At 66.0% G+C, this 16,158-nt stretch carries 14 protein-coding genes; 10 read left to right on the top strand and 4 right to left on the bottom strand.

The window, feature by feature from the left end; all coding sequences use genetic code 11:
* Positions 1–72 precede the first annotated feature (72 nt).
* Entirely contained in the window at positions 73–2,760 is a 2,688-nt protein-coding gene (locus M2339_RS12960; RefSeq protein WP_264588295.1) for an Rne/Rng family ribonuclease, read from the bottom strand.
* 512 nt (positions 2,761–3,272) lie between these two features.
* On the opposite strand from M2339_RS12960, the gene M2339_RS12955 reads away from it, so the two are divergent.
* The 5 genes from M2339_RS12955 (at position 3,273) to M2339_RS12935 (ending at position 9,432) form a co-directional block, all read left to right on the top strand.
* A complete protein-coding gene (locus tag M2339_RS12955; RefSeq protein ID WP_319801028.1) occupies positions 3,273–4,178 on the top strand; it encodes an N-acetylmuramoyl-L-alanine amidase in 906 nt (301 codons plus the stop codon).
* Between the two features lie 71 nt (positions 4,179–4,249).
* The gene (locus M2339_RS12950) at positions 4,250–6,751 is read left to right on the top strand and encodes a penicillin-binding protein 1A (protein WP_264606385.1); all 2,502 of its coding nucleotides are present in this window, start codon (positions 4,250–4,252) and stop codon (positions 6,749–6,751) included.
* 123 nt (positions 6,752–6,874) lie between these two features.
* The gene (locus M2339_RS12945) at positions 6,875–7,426 is read left to right on the top strand and encodes a DUF2062 domain-containing protein (RefSeq protein WP_264586334.1); all 552 of its coding nucleotides are present in this window, start codon (positions 6,875–6,877) and stop codon (positions 7,424–7,426) included.
* Positions 7,427–7,546: 120 nt separating this feature from the next.
* Entirely contained in the window at positions 7,547–8,674 is a 1,128-nt protein-coding gene (gene prfB, locus M2339_RS12940; protein ID WP_181560842.1) for a peptide chain release factor 2, read from the top strand.
* On the top strand, positions 8,674–9,432 hold the full coding sequence (locus M2339_RS12935; RefSeq protein WP_264571472.1) for a class I SAM-dependent methyltransferase: 759 nt from the start codon (positions 8,674–8,676) through the stop codon (positions 9,430–9,432). Before prfB ends, M2339_RS12935 begins: the two co-directional genes overlap by 1 nt.
* A 12-nt stretch (positions 9,433–9,444) precedes the next feature.
* On the opposite strand, the gene M2339_RS12930 is transcribed toward M2339_RS12935, so the two are convergent.
* Entirely contained in the window at positions 9,445–10,116 is a 672-nt protein-coding gene (locus M2339_RS12930; RefSeq protein WP_264606384.1) for a helix-turn-helix transcriptional regulator, read from the bottom strand.
* A 102-nt stretch (positions 10,117–10,218) separates the two neighbouring features.
* Here M2339_RS12930 and M2339_RS12925 point away from each other — a divergent pair, with 102 nt between their 5' ends.
* Complete coding sequence (locus M2339_RS12925) at positions 10,219–10,404, top strand: hypothetical protein (protein ID WP_181561545.1); 186 nt, start codon at positions 10,219–10,221, stop codon at positions 10,402–10,404.
* A gap of 38 nt (positions 10,405–10,442) precedes the next feature.
* The gene (locus tag M2339_RS12920; RefSeq protein WP_264606383.1) at positions 10,443–10,796 is read left to right on the top strand and encodes a hypothetical protein; all 354 of its coding nucleotides are present in this window, start codon (positions 10,443–10,445) and stop codon (positions 10,794–10,796) included.
* Between the two features lie 21 nt (positions 10,797–10,817).
* Here the strand turns inward: M2339_RS12920 and M2339_RS12915 are convergent, their stop codons facing one another.
* Complete coding sequence (locus M2339_RS12915) at positions 10,818–11,297, bottom strand: hypothetical protein (protein ID WP_264586337.1); 480 nt, start codon at positions 11,295–11,297, stop codon at positions 10,818–10,820.
* 139 nt (positions 11,298–11,436) lie between these two features.
* Between M2339_RS12915 and M2339_RS12910 the strand changes: the two genes are divergently transcribed.
* From M2339_RS12910 to M2339_RS12900, 3 genes are all read left to right on the top strand, one after another.
* Entirely contained in the window at positions 11,437–12,396 is a 960-nt protein-coding gene (locus M2339_RS12910) for an NAD(P)H-dependent flavin oxidoreductase (RefSeq protein ID WP_264586338.1), read from the top strand.
* Positions 12,397–12,498: 102 nt separating this feature from the next.
* On the top strand, positions 12,499–12,801 hold the full coding sequence (locus M2339_RS12905; RefSeq protein WP_181560836.1) for a hypothetical protein: 303 nt from the start codon (positions 12,499–12,501) through the stop codon (positions 12,799–12,801).
* A 313-nt stretch (positions 12,802–13,114) separates the two neighbouring features.
* Complete coding sequence (locus tag M2339_RS12900) at positions 13,115–15,604, top strand: PAS domain S-box protein (RefSeq protein WP_264586339.1); 2,490 nt, start codon at positions 13,115–13,117, stop codon at positions 15,602–15,604.
* Positions 15,605–15,620: 16 nt separating this feature from the next.
* On the opposite strand, the gene M2339_RS12895 is transcribed toward M2339_RS12900, so the two are convergent.
* On the bottom strand, positions 15,621–16,115 hold the full coding sequence (locus tag M2339_RS12895) for a MarR family winged helix-turn-helix transcriptional regulator (protein WP_264588297.1): 495 nt from the start codon (positions 16,113–16,115) through the stop codon (positions 15,621–15,623).
* Positions 16,116–16,158: the final 43 nt, after the last annotated feature.

Genomic DNA, 16,158 nt, shown 5'->3' with positions numbered 1-16,158 from the left:
GGCGAGCCTGAACCCGGCATGACGGATCGGACGATCCATCATGCCGGTTCTCAGACCGCAGGGCGGTGTGCGTCACGCGCCGAACGTGCGCTGCCACCAGCCGCGACGGGGCGTTTCGCCGCTGTCGCCATCGGCTTGCGCCGACGCATCAGCGTCCGTTGCCGTGTCGGCGGCATCCGCGACCAGCGTCTCGCGCGCCTCGGTGGCGGCCTCGACGGTCTTGGGCTTGCGACGCGCGCGCGGCTTGGGGGCGGCCTTGGGCGCCTCTTCTGCCGCCTCGGTGCTTGTCTCAGCTTCGGGCTGGGCTTCACCGTCGGTCGCGGCGGGCGTTTCCGCAGCCTTGGTCGTCTTGCGACGCGTGCGGCGCTTGGGTGCCGGTGCCTCTTCGGCAGCCTCGCTCGGTGCTTCCGCAGCAGGCGCTTCGGCGGTCGGGGTCTCGGCCAGTTCCGGCGAGACTTCGACCGTCACGGCTTCATCAGCGGCTTCGGCGGCTTTGCGGGTGCGACGACGGCGCTTGGGCGCAGGCGCTTCTTCCGCGTCGGCAGCAGGCTCGGTCGATGCGGGCTCGGCCGTCTCCTGCACTGCCTCGGCAGCGTCCACCGATGCGACCGGCGCGGCGTCTGCTGCGTCGTCCGTCGAGCCTTCGCTGGCTTCGGCACCATTGTCTGCACCGTCGCTCTGTCCGCCCCGCCGGCGACGACCACCACGGCGACCACGGCGACCGCGACGCGGTGCCTCGTCAGACCCTTCGGCCTCGCTCGATTCGGACGGGCCGGCTTCGGCCTGCTCGTCATCGCGCTCATCGGCATCGGCCTGCGCGTCGTCATCCTCGTCGGACGCAGCGCCATCGCTGTCCTGCGGCGACTGGTCGTCGCGGTCACGCCGGCCACGGCGACCACGACGGCGACGCTTGCGCTTGCGTCCCTCGCCACCTTCGTCGTCTGCGCGAGGCTGGCGCTCTTCAGCGACCTCTTCCTCTTCCTCGACGTCCTCGATCTCGTCCTCTTCGTCCTCCACCTCTTCGGTGATGACGGGCGCATAGCTGACCTGCATGGTCGGGCGCGGGCCACTGGCCTCGACCGACATGCGAGCGCCCTCGATCTCGCCATCGGGCAGGATGAGGATGGTCACGCCATAGCGGTTCTCGATCTCATCGAGTTCGCGGCGTTTGTTGTTGAGCACGTAGAAGGCCGCTTCCTGGCTGGCGCGCAGGGTGATCTGGCTGCCACGACCGCGCGCGGCTTCCTCTTCCAGCATGCGCAGGGCCGAGAGGCCCGCCGAGGATGCCGTGCGGACGAGACCGGTGCCTTCGCAATGCGGGCAGGGCCGGGTCGAGGCTTCCAGCACGCCGGTGCGCAGGCGCTGGCGGCTCATTTCCATGAGGCCGAAGCCGGAGATGCGGCCGACCTGGATGCGGGCGCGATCGTCCTTGAGCGCCTCCTTCATCGCCTTCTCGACCTTACGGATGTTGGAGTTGTGCTCCATGTCGATGAAGTCGATGACGACGAGGCCGGCCATGTCGCGCAGGCGCAGCTGGCGGGCGATCTCGCGCGCGGCTTCCAGATTGGTGGCCGTGGCGGTCTGCTCGATGCTGTGCTCGCGCGTCGAGCGGCCCGAGTTGATGTCGATCGACACCAGCGCCTCGGTCGGGTTGATGACCAGATAGCCGCCGGACTTGAGCTGGACGACCGGATTATACATCGCGGCGAGCTGGTCCTCGACACCGAAGCGCTGGAACAGCGAGACCGGATCGGCATATTGCTTCACGCGCCGGGCATGGCTCGGCATCAGCAGCTTCATGAAGTCCTTCGCCTGGCGATAGCCTTCATCGCCCTCGACGATCACTTCCTCGATATCGCGGTGATAGATGTCGCGGATGGCGCGCTTGATAAGATCGCTGTCATTGTGGATCAGCTCCGGCGCGGCGGCCCTGAGCGTGTTCTCGCGAATCTCGTCCCACAGGCGGGCGAGATAGTCGAAGTCGCGCTTGATCTCGGTCTTGGTGCGCGAGAGGCCCGCCGTGCGCACGATGCAGCCCATGGTGTTGGGCAGCTTCATCTCGGCGATGATGGACTTCAACCGCTTGCGATCCGCACCGTTGCTGATCTTGCGCGAGATGCCGCCGCCATGGCTGGTGTTGGGCATCAGCACGCAATAGCGACCGGCGAGGCTGAGATAGGTAGTCAGCGCCGCACCCTTGTTGCCGCGCTCTTCCTTCACGATCTGGACGAGCAGCACCTGGCGGCGCTTGATGACGTCCTGAATCTTGTAGCGACGGCGCAGGGCCATGCGCTTGCGGCGCACTTCTTCTGCGGCCTGCTCATTGCCCTTGCCGTTCTGCTTGCGGGCCGGGGCTTCGCCTTCGCTCTCTTCGTCTTCGTCGAGATTGGGGCGCTCGACGACTTCTACGCCGTCTTCGCCGTGATCATCCTCGTCGTCGACATCGCCGCGCAGGGCGGCTTCTTCGGCAGCGTGCGCGGCTTCTTCAGCCAGCAGCGCCTCACGGTCCTCGCGGGGGATCTGGTAATAATCCGGGTGGATTTCCGAAAAGGCGAGGAAACCGTGGCGATTGCCACCGTAATCGACGAACGCCGCCTGCAGCGAGGGTTCGACTCTGGTAACCTTGGCGAGATAGATATTGCCCTTGAGCTGCTTGTGTTCAGCGCTCTCGAAATCAAACTCCTCGATCCGGTTCCCCGTTACGACCGCGACCCGGGTCTCTTCCCGGTGGCGCGCATCGATCAGCATACGCATTGTCATTAAAGTCTCTCCAGCCGGTCATCGCCATGCGCCGCAAGCGGGGATGGCGACCCGGTGTCATGTAGGGGGGCGCGCTCTTGCGTGTCGTGTCGACACGGCAGCGGCGCTGAAAACCCCGGTTTTCAAAAAAGGATTGCGTGTCTGTCGCCTGGGCATGTCCGCGTCCTGCGGATACCGGCTTGAACAGTGCTCGCGGCTGAAGGCCCGCTTTCGCGCGCTCCAAGCTCATCAAGCCATGCCCCATGCAACATCAACCTGTCGGATCGCCCAGAAGGCGATGATTAACCGGAAAAATCCCCACCGCGCGCCAGTCGGGCACAGCGGGTTGTCCGGGAGAACGAAGCGCTAGCAGGGCTTGCTCCGCAGAGCAACGTGGAAAAGCAGAAGGCCCCGCGCTGCCAGACCAAGCCAGGCCGCTTGCCAGCGCGGCGGCACCCTGCACGCAAGAGCCTTGCCGGCCGGTTAACTTTTGGCTGGCGCTGGCGGCGCATGGGCGGCAAAAGTCGCCTTCCATGGCCCTGTTGACCGCATTTTCTGCTCTTGTGCTGACCCTTGCCGCGCCGTCGGACGGGGGGCAGGTGCCTGTGGCTTCGGCCCCTGCGTCCGGTGCTGGCGACCTCACAAACCATATGAGCCGCCCGCCCAAGGGGCCGCGCCTTGTCGTGCGCATTCCGGATGCTGCGCCGGCCGTGCCCCTCCCGACCATCGAAGGGCCGAAAGACCCGCGCCGCCCGCTGGTGGTGATCGACGCCGGGCATGGCGGGCACGATCCCGGCGCTTACAATGCCAGCCTCGACATTCGCGAGAAGGATCTGACTCTGGCCATCGCGCAGGCCGTGCGGGATGAACTGCTCAAGACCGGCCGCATCCGCGTTGCGCTGACCCGGTCGGACGATCGCTTCCTCATCCTGCAGGAGCGCTACAGCATCGCGAGCAAGCTGGGCGCCGGACTGTTCATTTCGATTCACGCAGATGCCGCGCAAGACGGGGAGGCGCGCGGCGCGACCGTCTACACCCTGTCCGATGTCGCGTCCGACCGTGAGGCGGCGCGGCTGGCGGCGCGCGAGAACCGCACGGATATCATCAATGGCGTGGACCTCTCGGGCGCCAGCACGGCGGTCAGCTCGATTCTGATCGATCTGACGCGGCGGGACACGATGGAATCCTCGGCCCGCTTTGCCGAGATCCTGCATCGGGAGGGGCTGCCGCACTTCCGCTTCCGCGATCCCTATCATCGCCAGGCTTCGCTCGTCGTGCTCAAATCGACCGACACGCCCTCGGTGCTGCTGGAGACCGGTTATGTCAGCAACAATGCCGAGGCGGGGTGGATGGCCACGCGCGACGGGCGGTTGCAACTGGCCAAAGGGGTGGCCGCTGCCGTCTCGGTGTATTTCGCGCGGCAATCGGTCCAGCGTTGAATTCCAGCTTTGCGCGCACCTTGCCGCAAAATCGGTTCCCTCAGCCGGCAGAATTGGTCTAGGTGGCGCGCATGGAAGAAGCGACAAACGAAGCGACGAGCTTCCGGTTGCAGCGGGGCGGGCGTCTTGACACCGTGCGCGCGCGCCTGCGCGACATGATGAAGCGGCGGCGCTGGCGCTGGCTGGCTTATGTGCTGCTGGTCTTCATTGGCGCGATTTTCCTCTTCTGGCTGCTGTTCGCACGTGATCTGCCCGATGCGCGCACGCTGCTCGATTATCAGCCGCCGCTGCCGACGGTGGTGCGCGATATCGATGGCCAGCCCGTCTACAGCTTCGCGCGCGAGCGCCGCGTCCAACTGCAATATTCCGATTTCCCGCCGATGCTCGTGAATGCCTATCTGGCTGCGGAAGACCGGACGTTCTTCAGCCATCACGGCCTGGATTATCCGGGTCTTGCCCGCGCCGCATTCCAGGGCCTGATGAGCGGGCAGACGCCGCGCGGCACCTCCACGATCACCCAGCAGGTCGCCAAGAACCTGCTGGTCGGCAATGAGGTGAGCTATACGCGCAAGCTCAAGGAAGCGATCCTCGCCTGGCGCATGGAAAGCGTGCTGACCAAGCAGCAGATTCTCGAACTTTACCTCAACCAGATCTTCCTTGGCCGCAACGCTTATGGCGTGCAGGCTGCGGCGCGCGCCTATTTCGACAAGGATGTAGGCGATCTCAAGCTGCATGAGGCGGCGTATCTCGCGATCCTGCCCAAAGGGCCGGCGAATTATCGCCCGGAAGTGCACATGGATCGCGCACTCGAACGGCGGAACTGGGTGCTGGGCGAGATGCTGCGCAACCGCTTCATCACGCAGGGCCAATATGAGGAAGCGCGTGCGCAGCCGCTGGGTGCGGTGCGGCAGCGCGGCAGCGGCTACAGTGCTGTGGGCGGCTATTATATCGAGGAAATCCGGCGGCGTCTAATCGCCGAGTTTGGCGAAGCCGCCGAGCATGGCCCCAACAGCGTCTATGCAGGCGGCCTGTGGGTGCGCTCGCCGCTCTCGCCCTTCATGCAGGAGCAGGCGGCACGGGCGTTGCGCGAGGGCCTGCTGCGCTATGATTCGGGCAAGGGCTGGTCCGGGCCGATCGCGAAAATCGACAATCTGGATCGCTGGGAAAGCGAGCTCGCCGCGTCCAATCTCGGCATCGATTATGCGGACTGGACCGTCGCGGTGGTGCTGGACAAGTCCGGCAGCAGTGCCTCGCTCGGCCTGCCTGGTGGCCAGACCGGCACATTGCCGCGCTCGTCAGCCCTGCTCGCGGATCGGCGCAATGGCCGCCCGACCTTCGATTCGCTCAAGCCCGGCGATGTCATCGCGGTGAAGCCCGAAGGCAATGCCTATGCGCTGCGCAACGTTCCGGGCGTCTCAGGCGGCTTCATGATCGAGGGCGTCCACACCGGCCGCGTCTTCGCCATGCAGGGCGGGTTCGATGCGCGCCTGTCTTCCTATAACCGGGTAACGCAGGCGATGCGGCAGCCCGGCTCGACCATCAAGCCGTTCGTCTATGCCGCCGCGCTCGACAATGGCATGACGCCCGCCTCGATCATCGTCGATGGGCCGTTTTGCGTGTGGCAGGGCGCCAATCTCGGGCAGAAGTGCTTCCGCAACTTCTCCGGCGGGGGCGGTGGCGCGCAGACGATGCGCTGGGGCATCGAGCAATCGCGCAACCTGATGACGGTGCGCACGGCGGCGCAGACCGGCATGGACCGCGTCGTCCGCACGATCAAGGCGATGGGCATCGGCGATTACCAGCCCTATCTCGCCTTCGCGCTCGGCGCCGGCGAGACGACCGTCGAGAAGATGGTCAATGCCTATGCGATGCTCGCCAATCACGGCCGCCAGCTCACCCCCAAGGTGATGGATTATGTGCAGGACCGCAACGGCCAGGTGATTTGGCCGCGCAATTGGAAGCCGTGCCAGGGCTGCAATGCCGAGGACTGGAACGGCAAGGCCATGCCGCGCTTCGCCCATGGCGGGCGGCAGGCGATGAACCCGATGACCGCCTATCAGATGGTGCACATCACCGAAGGCGTGATCCAGCGCGGCACCGCGACCAGCCTGCGCGATCTGGACCGGCCGCTGTTCGGCAAAACCGGCACCACCAACGGCCCGACCAACGTCTGGTTCGTGGGCGGATCGCCGGACATCGTCGCCGGCGTCTATGTCGGCTTCGACCAGCCCCGCAACATGGGCGGTTATGCCCAGGGCGGCACGCTGGCGGCGCCGATCTGGAAATCGGCCATGGCGCCCATCCTCAAGGATATGCCCAAGACGCCGTTCGTGGCGCCGGCGGGCGTCCGCATGGTGCGGGTCGACCGGCGCAGCGGCAAGCGCGTCTATGGCGGCTGGCCGTCGGACGATCCGCGCACCGCGATCATCTGGGAAGCGTTCAAGCCGGAAACCGAGCCGCGCATTTCCATGCGGCGCGATGAGCTGGAAGAGCGCGCGCGCGAGGACAAGCCCGCCGCGGCCCGCCGCGATGTGAGCCGCGATTTCGCCGGGGAGCAGGGCGGCATCTATTGAGCCGCGGGCCCGGCGACCTATATCGCTTGTCTGGCCCGTTACTTGTCCCGTCCTCGTGCGCCGCGTTCACGCGATGCTCAGCCTTGATGGGATAGACAGGTCGCCTGTCATGGAGGACCCGTCTTGAAGCGCTGGTTGATCGGCCGCCTGCCGACCCGCGAAAGCCTGCTATCGAATCGGTGGATGAAGCCGTTCGCGCACCGCATCGCGCACCCGCTGCTCTGGCATTTCAACCGGCGGTCGACAGCACGCGGGGTCGCGCTGGGTCTGTTCGCGGGCTTCCTGATTCCCTTCGGCCAGACGCCGGTTGCGGCCATGCTGGCATTTTCCGCACGGGCCAACATATTGACCGCCGCGTGCGCAACGCTGGTCACCAATCCGTTGACCTTCCCGCCCATTTATTTCGCGGCTTACAAGCTGGGGCATGGTGTGCTTGGCGACCGTCTCTCGGCAAGCGGCGATACGATGATTCGCTCCATCGGCGCGCGCGTGCTGGATTTTGCGGCGCCCACCGCGCTGGGGCTTCTGCTGTTCGCCATTGTGACATCGATCCTGGGCTTTTGCCTCGTCCACCTTGGCTGGCGGGGCTGGGTGGCCCATCGTTGGCGGCAGCGCAGCCGCGCGCGGCAGGGCGATTCCGCCGCATCCGATCCGCCGGATCAGTCGTTGATCTGAGAGCAACTTTCCGCCCGCTGTGCCAAGGCCGGCCTTCTCGCCCCTTGACCGGGGGGAAGCGGCGTCGCATCGGGCTGCATTCGGCCCACCATCTGGCCACGGACTTGACGGAGATTTCTCATGCGTGCCGAAGCGCAGGCCCATGTCGACCACATTCAGGCAGCGCTGGATTTGCTGCGCCGGTTCCTCGACTGGGATCGCGCGCTGCGCCGCCTGGATGAGCTGAACGCGCGCGTGGAGGATCCGACGCTGTGGGATGATCCCAAGGCAGCGCAGGATGTCATGCGCGAGCGCCAGCGGCTCGACGCAGCCATCAACGCCACCCGCGCCATCGAATCCGAGATGAACGATACCGTCGAGCTGATCGACATGGCGGATGCCGAGGGCGACGAGGAGATGGCCAATGAGGGCATCGCCGGCCTCGCCGCGCTGGCTGAGCGGGCGGATCGTGACAAGGTAACGGCGCTGCTCTCCGGCGAGGCGGACGGCAACGACACCTATTTGGAAATCCACGCCGGCGCCGGCGGCACCGAGAGCCAGGACTGGGCGGAGATGCTGCTGCGCATGTACCAGCGCTGGGCCGAGAAGCGCGGCTACAAGGTCGAGATGATCGAGTATCAGGCGGGCGAACAGGCGGGCATCAAGTCCGCCACGCTGCTGCTCAAGGGCGAGAATGCCTATGGCTATGCCAAGACCGAGAGCGGCGTGCACCGGCTGGTGCGGATCAGCCCCTATGACAGCTCCGCCCGCCGCCACACGTCATTCAGCTCTGTGTGGGTCTATCCGGTGATCGACGACAATATCGAGATCGAGATCAAGGAAAGCGACCTCAAGATCGATACCTATCGCGCGTCCGGCGCGGGCGGTCAGCACGTCAACACCACCGATTCCGCGGTGCGCATCACCCACGTGCCGTCCGGCATCATCGTGGCGAGCCAGAACGACCGCTCCCAGCACAAGAACCGCGCCACCGCGATGAACATGCTCAAGGCGCGCCTCTATGAGGCGGAGCTGCAGAAGCGCGAGGCGGAAGCCAACACCGATTATCAGGCCAAGACCGAGATCGGCTGGGGCCACCAGATCCGCTCCTATGTGCTGCAGCCCTATCAGCTGGTGAAGGATCTGCGCACCGGCGTCACCTCCACCGCGCCAGATGACGTGCTGGACGGCGCGCTCGATCCGTTCATGGCGGCCGCGCTCAGCCAGAAGGTGACCGGGGAGAAGGTCGACGTCGAGGATGTCGACTGATGCTGCGCGGGCGGGATGCGCGGCGCTCAGCCGCGCTGGTCCTGCTGCTTGGCCCTGCCTTGCTCTCGGGCTGCGATTCGCTCGCGCCGGCGTCCAGTGGCCGGCCTGACACGGCCGAAGCCTTCCCCCGCGCCGACCGGCCGGTCGCACCGATCATCTCGACGCGCTGGTCCACGGAGGAGGCGCGCGACCGGGTCAACGAGGCCGAGGAGATCATGGACCGCGCCGGCATCGCGCCGGGCATGACCGTGGCCGACATCGGTGCGGGTGAGGGATACTACACCGTGCGGCTCGCCACACGCGTGGGGCCGAGGGGCCGCGTGCTCGGGCAGGACATCATCGCCGAGGTGATCGACCAGCTCGGCCAGCGAGTGACCCGGGAGAATCGTGACAATGTCAGCGTCAAGCTCGGCACGCCGGACGATCCGCGCCTGCCGGAGCACAGCTTCGACCGGGTGCTGATGGTGCACATGTATCATGAGATCGCCGAGCCCTACGCCTTTCTCTGGCGGCTCTATCCCGCGCTCAAGCCCGGCGGGCAGGTGGTGGTGGTCGATATCGACCGCCCGACCGAGCATCATGGCACGCCGCCGGCGCTGCTGCGCTGTGAGTTCGAAGCGATCGGCTTCCGCTTCGTCGGCATGGAAGGCCGGACGGCGGCGGGCGGCTATCTGGCGCGTTTCGAGCCCGGCGAACGCCGTGTCGAGCCGAGCGAAATCAGGCCGTGCCGCCTCGCGCGCCGCGGTCGCCCCGGATAGCCGGCGAGACGATCAGCCCACCCGGCGCCCGGCCCAGATCACGCGACCGACGATATTGACGAGGGCGGGGTCGACATCCTCCCATGTGGGATAGAGCGGGTTGTCGCTGCGGATCGAGAAGAGCCCGCGGCGGGGCGCGAGCGCGACGCGCTTGACCATCAGCACATCATCCATGCGCAGCACATAAATGCCATCGCGCAGCCGATCGATGCCATCGGCCCGATCGACCATGATGTCGTCGCCATCGCTGAGCGTGGGAGCCATCGACTCGCCATCGACGCGGATGATGGAGAGCTGATCGGGCTGGCCGCCCAAGGCCCTCAGCCAGCGCATGTCGAAGGCCAGCGCGCCGGCCGCCGCCTCATCCTCGACCAGCGCGCCGACGCCGGCAGAGGCACCGAGAGCGAGTCGGGGAACTGCGATGAGCCCGCGCGGCAGGGGTGCGCTGTGTCTCATCGGGTTGGGCGTCAGTGCTGAAGAGCCGCCGAGCAGCGCCTCCTCGACGCCAAAGAAGCGGGCGAGCAGCTGGCGATCGGCCTCGTCCAGCTTGCGGGGCGAGCCGCGCTTCACGAACTGCTGAATATAGGCCGGATTGCGACCGAGCAGGCGGGAAATGCTGCCATAGCTTTCCCCACGCTGTTGAATCAGCCGCTCCAGATTGGCTCTCGCATCGACGCTGTCCATTGCGGAACACTACACATAGGAATTTTCCTAGACAAGTAGGAAATAACTTTAGAACCTAGGGGTCTTCCTATTGTCGAGTCCAGTGAGGAGGTTCGGTTGGCGATGACGGTCCTGAGATCCATAGAGTTGTTCCTGCGCCGCACAGGCATGGCGGCAACCCGTTTCGGTCGCGAATGCGTGCGCGATCCCCGTTTCGTGCATGATCTGCGTCGGGGGCGTGAACCCTCCGAACGCACGCGGCGCCGCGTAGAACATTTCATGAACATTTATGAAGAAGGTGCGCAATGAGAGCGCTGTTGAGATCCAGGCCGGCTCGTTCGTCTGCCATGGCCAGCTCGTTGCCTCGCAAGGCCGCCCCAGCTCGCAGCACGCGGCGCGATTGTCACGGCCGTCTGCTGGCTGCTTTGCAGGCGCTGGCAGGCCAAGATTGTGCTGTGGAGGATGGCGGACAGCGCCCCTGGTGCAGCGCGACGTTCATCGGCGCGCAGCATCGGATCGTGCTGCACCTCCCCGGTACGGATGCGTGGGACAGGGCTACGGCGCTGACCAAGACGTTGCCGGACGCAGAGATCGCCCTCGTCCATCACATCGTCGTCGATCTGGCGGTCGATTCCGTGATGGATGGGCAGGATGGCGGGGTGGAGATGGTGCTGGCGGTCCTCACGATTGAGGACTGGTGACTGGCGTGCGGTGCGGCTTTGTCAGTGGCGGGACTGGATGGTCAGTGCGCGCAGGCGGGCGAGCGCCTCGCTCAGCGCGGCCTGCATCCCGGCGGAGTCCTCCTCCGTCGCATCGCTGGCGACGCGGATGGCTGCATCATCGCTTATCGGGCGGGCGCGGGGCCAGTGCGCGGCGGCCAGCGCGCTGACCTCCAGATCGCTAAGTGGCGCCGGCATGACCGCGCTGAACGACGCCCATGCGGGCAGCGCGTTGGTCTCGGTGACGAGCATGAGGGCTGGGCGGCGCGGCGTCGGCGCTGTCTCCGCCACATCCGGAGTGGCGGGCAGGTCGTCGTTCATGCGGAGGCGAGGCGCCGGCCTCGGGCTCCATGCGGAGGGTGCAGCCTGACCCTGAACCGATGCCTGCGCGCGACTCGTGCGGTCGAACAACCGCGCCAGCAAGCTCGTCACATCCGGCGCGGCCCATGTGAGGCCCGCCCGCATCGTTCTTGTCTGTCCCATGCCGCTTACCCCCTTTGCCTCGAATGGCCCTGCCGTAGCGGTAGCGCGCAGATGGTAAATGAAACGGTAACGACGCGATTTTCGCCGGCATTGACGGGTGCAGGCCGCCATGTCAGGCCGGGCGGGAGAGGAGAAACTGGTGTCCGTTCCCGAGAGCCTTCGCCGTGGTTTGCGTCTGCCCGTCATCGGCGCGCCGCTGTTCATCATCTCCAATCCCGATCTGGTGATCGCGCAGTGCAAGGCGGGCATCATCGGTGCCATGCCCTCGCTGAATGCCCGCGCGCCGGACCGGCTCGAGGACTGGCTGGAGCGCGTCGTCACCGAACTCGCGGCGCATGATGCCGCCCACCCCGAGGCGCCGGCCGCGCCCTTTGCCGTCAATCTCATCGTTCATCGCTCCAACCCGCGCCTGATGGAGGATCTCGCGATCTGCGCCCGCTTCAAGGTGCCGCTGATCATCACCTCGCTGGGCGCAAATGAGGAGGTGAATGCAGCGGTGAAGGCCTGGGGCGGCCTCGTCTTCCATGACGTCATCAATCAGCGCTTCGCTCACAAGGCGGTCGAAAAGGGGGCGGATGGCCTGATCCTGGTGGCGGCGGGCGCAGGCGGCCATGCCGGCAGCCAGTCGCCCTTCGCGCTGGTGGCGGAGACGCGGGCGTGGTTCGACGGGCCAATCGCCCTTTCCGGCGCCATCGCCACGGGCAGCGGCATCGCTGCCGCGCAGGCGATGGGCGCGGACTTTGCCTATATCGGCTCGGCCTTCATCGCCACGCAGGAAGCGCGGGCCAGCGCCGCCTACAAGCAGGGCATCGTGGACGGGCAGGCGGCGGACATCGTCTATTCGGATTACTTCACGGGCGTCTCCGGCAATTATCTGCGCGCGTCCATCCTCGCACAGGGGCTGGACCCGGACGCGCTACCCGCAAGCGATCCCTCGGCGATGGACTTCGCTGCGGCGACAGGCGCCAAGGCGTGGAAAGACATTTGGGGCGCAGGCCAAGGCATTGGCGCGGTCACCGATGTCGTGCCGGCCGCTGCGCTCATCGCGCGATTCGCCGCGGAATATGAGGATGCGCGCCGCCGCCTTTGCGCATCGTGAAGGCGCGCACGGTGCGCGGGCTGCACGGCGCGCCACGCGCCCGCCGGGCAAAACACGCCATGGGCCTTGATAATCGGCGACAAACCGGCCAATGGCCCGGCCATGGACAATAGTCGCATCTTTGAAGCGATCGCGCTGCGTCGCTGTCTTTCCGCCCGCTACAACAAGCTGGCGCTCGTGCTCGCGCCGCATGTGCTTTACAAGCGCAACGACAGCTACTTCATCGATGCCATCACCATTACCCGCGACGGCGCCGAGCCGCGCGAACCGAAGGTCGGCAGCTACAATCTGGCGGGCCTGAGCGAGCTGGACGTTCTTGAGACCACGTTCGATGTCCACCCGCTGTTCGACCGCATGGACCCGAAATATCGGGAAAACACGCTTTTCATGATCGACGCGGACTGAGTCTGGGTGGGGCGTACGCCCTGAAGACTTCCTCCCGTCCAGGCTCATCTGAATCGGATGACGCCGCAGCGCCCGCCATTTTTGGCTCCTCTGCATTCCAAGACGGCCCGAGATTTCTGCTGTTTGTAGCCTGTTCCTGTTTCAGAGCGGGCACAGGCTAGTCTTTGGGTGAACGCGCTGAGCAAACTCTGTACAAAATGGCATTTCGCGACCGTAGGTGGTGAGATAAACCGTCAGACCTTGGCGTATCGGCGAAGATGGCAAAATCTCGCGGGCGGCCCTCGATAGGATCTCGATACGAATGCTCCAGAATATGCCTGCGCGCGCTCAACATCTGGCCTCTGCCGATCTGGCCTTCCTGGCTGGCGGGGGCGAGTGCGCTGCGTTGATCAGGGACAGGGACTGGAGCGCCACGCCACTCGGTCCGATCGAAGACTGGGCGCCCTGCCTCAAATGCGCCGTTTCGCTGCTGCTTCGCTCGCAGGTGCCGATCGTGATGTTGTGGGGCGAGGAAGGCGTCATGCTGTATAACGACGCCTATTCCGGCTTCGCGGGCGGGCGCCACCCCGAGCTTCTGGGTTCCAATGTTCGGGAAGGATGGGGCGAGGTCGCCGACTTCAACGACAATGTCATGAAGGTCGGGCTGGCCGGCAAGACGCTCCATTATCGCGACCAGGAATTAACGCTGCACCGCCACGGCCGGCCCGAGCAGGTGTGGATGGACCTCGATTATTCGCCGGTGCTCGATGAGGAGGGCCAACCGGCGGGCGTCATCTGCATTCTCGCCGAAACGACCGAACGCGTCGCCGCCGAGCGCAAGACAGCGTTCTTGATGTCGCTGTCCGACGCGTTGCGCCCTTTGACCACGCCGGCCGACGTCATTGCCCTGACGGCGGAACGCCTTGGCGCGTATCTCTCGGCCAGCCGGGTGTTCTACGCGGAAATCACCGACGGCCGCATGACCGTCGAGCGCGATCATCATCGCGGTGTCGGGTCGATTGTTGGCGAACATTCGCTCGAAGCCTTCGGCCCGGACCTGCTGAACGCCTATCGCGTCGGCACGCCCGTGGTGGTGCGCGATGTGCAGGCCGACGCGCGCCTGAGCGCCGAGGCAAAGGCCGGCCTTGGCGCCCGCGAGGTCGGCGCCTTCGTGGACGTGGTGCTGTTCGAGGAGAAGCAGTGGGTGGGCCTGCTCGCGGTCCAGAATGCCACGCCGCGGGTCTGGACGGCGGAGGAAGAAACGCTCGTTCAGGAGGTGGGCGAACGCGTGAAGGTCGCTGTGGAGCGCGCGCGCTCGGAGCGGGACCGCCTGTGGACCTTGTCGCAGGACATGCTCGCGCGCGCCGATTTCACCGGCATGATGTCAGCCGTGAGCCCCGCCTGGACGCAGGTTCTGGGCTGGACGGAAGCCGAGCTGCTCACTCGCGGTTACGCGACATTCATGCATCCCGAAGACATGCCGCCCACGCTGGAAGCCATTGAGCGCATGGCCCAAACCGGGGAGCCCACGCGGTTCGAGAACCGCATTGCGACGCGCGATGGCGGCTGGAAGCATATCGAGTGGACCGTCGCGCCGGAGCCCGATGGCGTGAACTTCGTCGCGGTCGGCCGTGACCTGAGCGAAACCAAGGCCCGCAATGCGGAGCTCGAAGCGGCGCGAGATGCGCTGCGGCAGAGCCAGAAGATGGAAGCCATCGGCCAGCTGACCGGCGGCGTCGCGCATGATTTCAACAACTTGCTGATGGCCATCATGAGCAGCCTCTCGCTGCTCGGCAAGCGGATCCCCGATGACCCCATGTCGAAGCGGCTCCTCGACAATGCCCAGCAGGGCGCCGAGCGCGGCGCAGCCCTGACCCAGCGCATGCTGGCCTTTGCGCGGCGGCAGGACCTCTCGCCCGAACCGGTCAACGTCTCCTCGCTGCTCGACGGGCTCAAGGAACTGGCGCAGCGGACGCTGGGGCCGCTCTGGCCGCTCGAATTTCACGGCGTTGCGGACGGCCCCTTCATCGTCGCCGACCCCAACCAGATCGAGATGGCGCTGCTCAACCTGCTGGTGAACGCGCGCGATGCCTCACCCGATGGCGGCACGATCCGGATCGAGACGGATACCAAGCGGATTGCGCCGGGCGAATCGGCCGAACTGGCGCCGGGCAGCTATGTGCGCATTCTGGTCATAGACCAGGGCACGGGGATGGATGCCGAGACGCTGGCGCGGGCGACCGAGCCATTCTTCACCACCAAGGGCGTTGGCAAGGGGACGGGCCTTGGCCTGTCGATGATCCATGGCCTTGTGCGCCAGCTCGGAGGCACCTTTACCCTGACGAGCGCACCCGGCATCGGGACGACGGCGGCGCTCTGGTTCCCCGTCTCCAGCGACGACGCCAACCGGCCGGCACGGGAGGCGGAGCCCGCGCTGTCTGCGGACGGCACGGTTCGCCCGCTCAAAATTCTCGCCGTGGACGATGATCCGCTCATCCTGATGAACACGGCGGCGTTCCTGGAAGATCTCGGCCATCAGGTGTGGGAAGCCGATTGCGCGGCCGATGCTCTCAAGATCTTGCGGGACAATCCGGGCATCGACCTGCTTGTCACCGATCAGGCCATGCCGAACATGACCGGCGTGCAGCTTGCTATGCAGCTGATGGCCGAGGACATCCGCCTGCCGATCATCCTCGCCACGGGCTATGGCGAGGTGCCGACGGATAGCGGCCTTAACGTCCTCAAGCTGGGCAAGCCTTTCTCGCAGGGTGAGCTGAAGGCGGCCATCGCCCGCGCCATGGCGGAAGTCCGGCAGGCTCTGTAAGCGCCGGGATCAGCGCTCAGGATGAATGCGGCCGCGCCCGGTCGATGGGGCCGCTGTCGAGCAAGGGCGCTGCGTCGATATGTTCGGCGTCCATCAACATGGCGAGACGCTCGGTCGCGGCGAGGACCATCGCCTGTTCCCAGACGGGCAGAGCTGAGAAGCGCTCGGTAAAGGTCGCCTGAAGGGGGTCGGGCGCTTCTGCGAGAGCGGTTTCTCCCGCCGCCAGAACATTCAGATGGAACTGCCGCTTGTCGCGTTCGCTGCGCTCCCGCTGGACAAAGCCCAAGGCGACAAGGCGGTCTACGATCGCCGTGATGGTGGCCTGGCTGAACTGCAGCGATTGGGCAATCGCGCTTGGCGTGGCGGAGGGGGCGGCGGCGATTTCCCGCAGCACCAGCAGTTGCGAGGGGGTGAGGCCGGTCGCCGTGGCGAGTTGGCGGCTGCCGATGTCCGTGGCGCGGAGAATCCGTCGCAAGGCGCGTAAAGTGGATGAAGCAATATCGAGGCTCATGCCGTGTCGATAGCGCAAGGCGCGCCCCACGCCAATTCGCTGG

The sequence above is a fragment of the Sphingobium sp. B2D3C genome (assembly GCF_025961835.1).
GTDB lineage: Bacteria > Pseudomonadota > Alphaproteobacteria > Sphingomonadales > Sphingomonadaceae > Sphingobium.
This window is presented reverse-complemented; position numbering and strand designations above follow the sequence as displayed.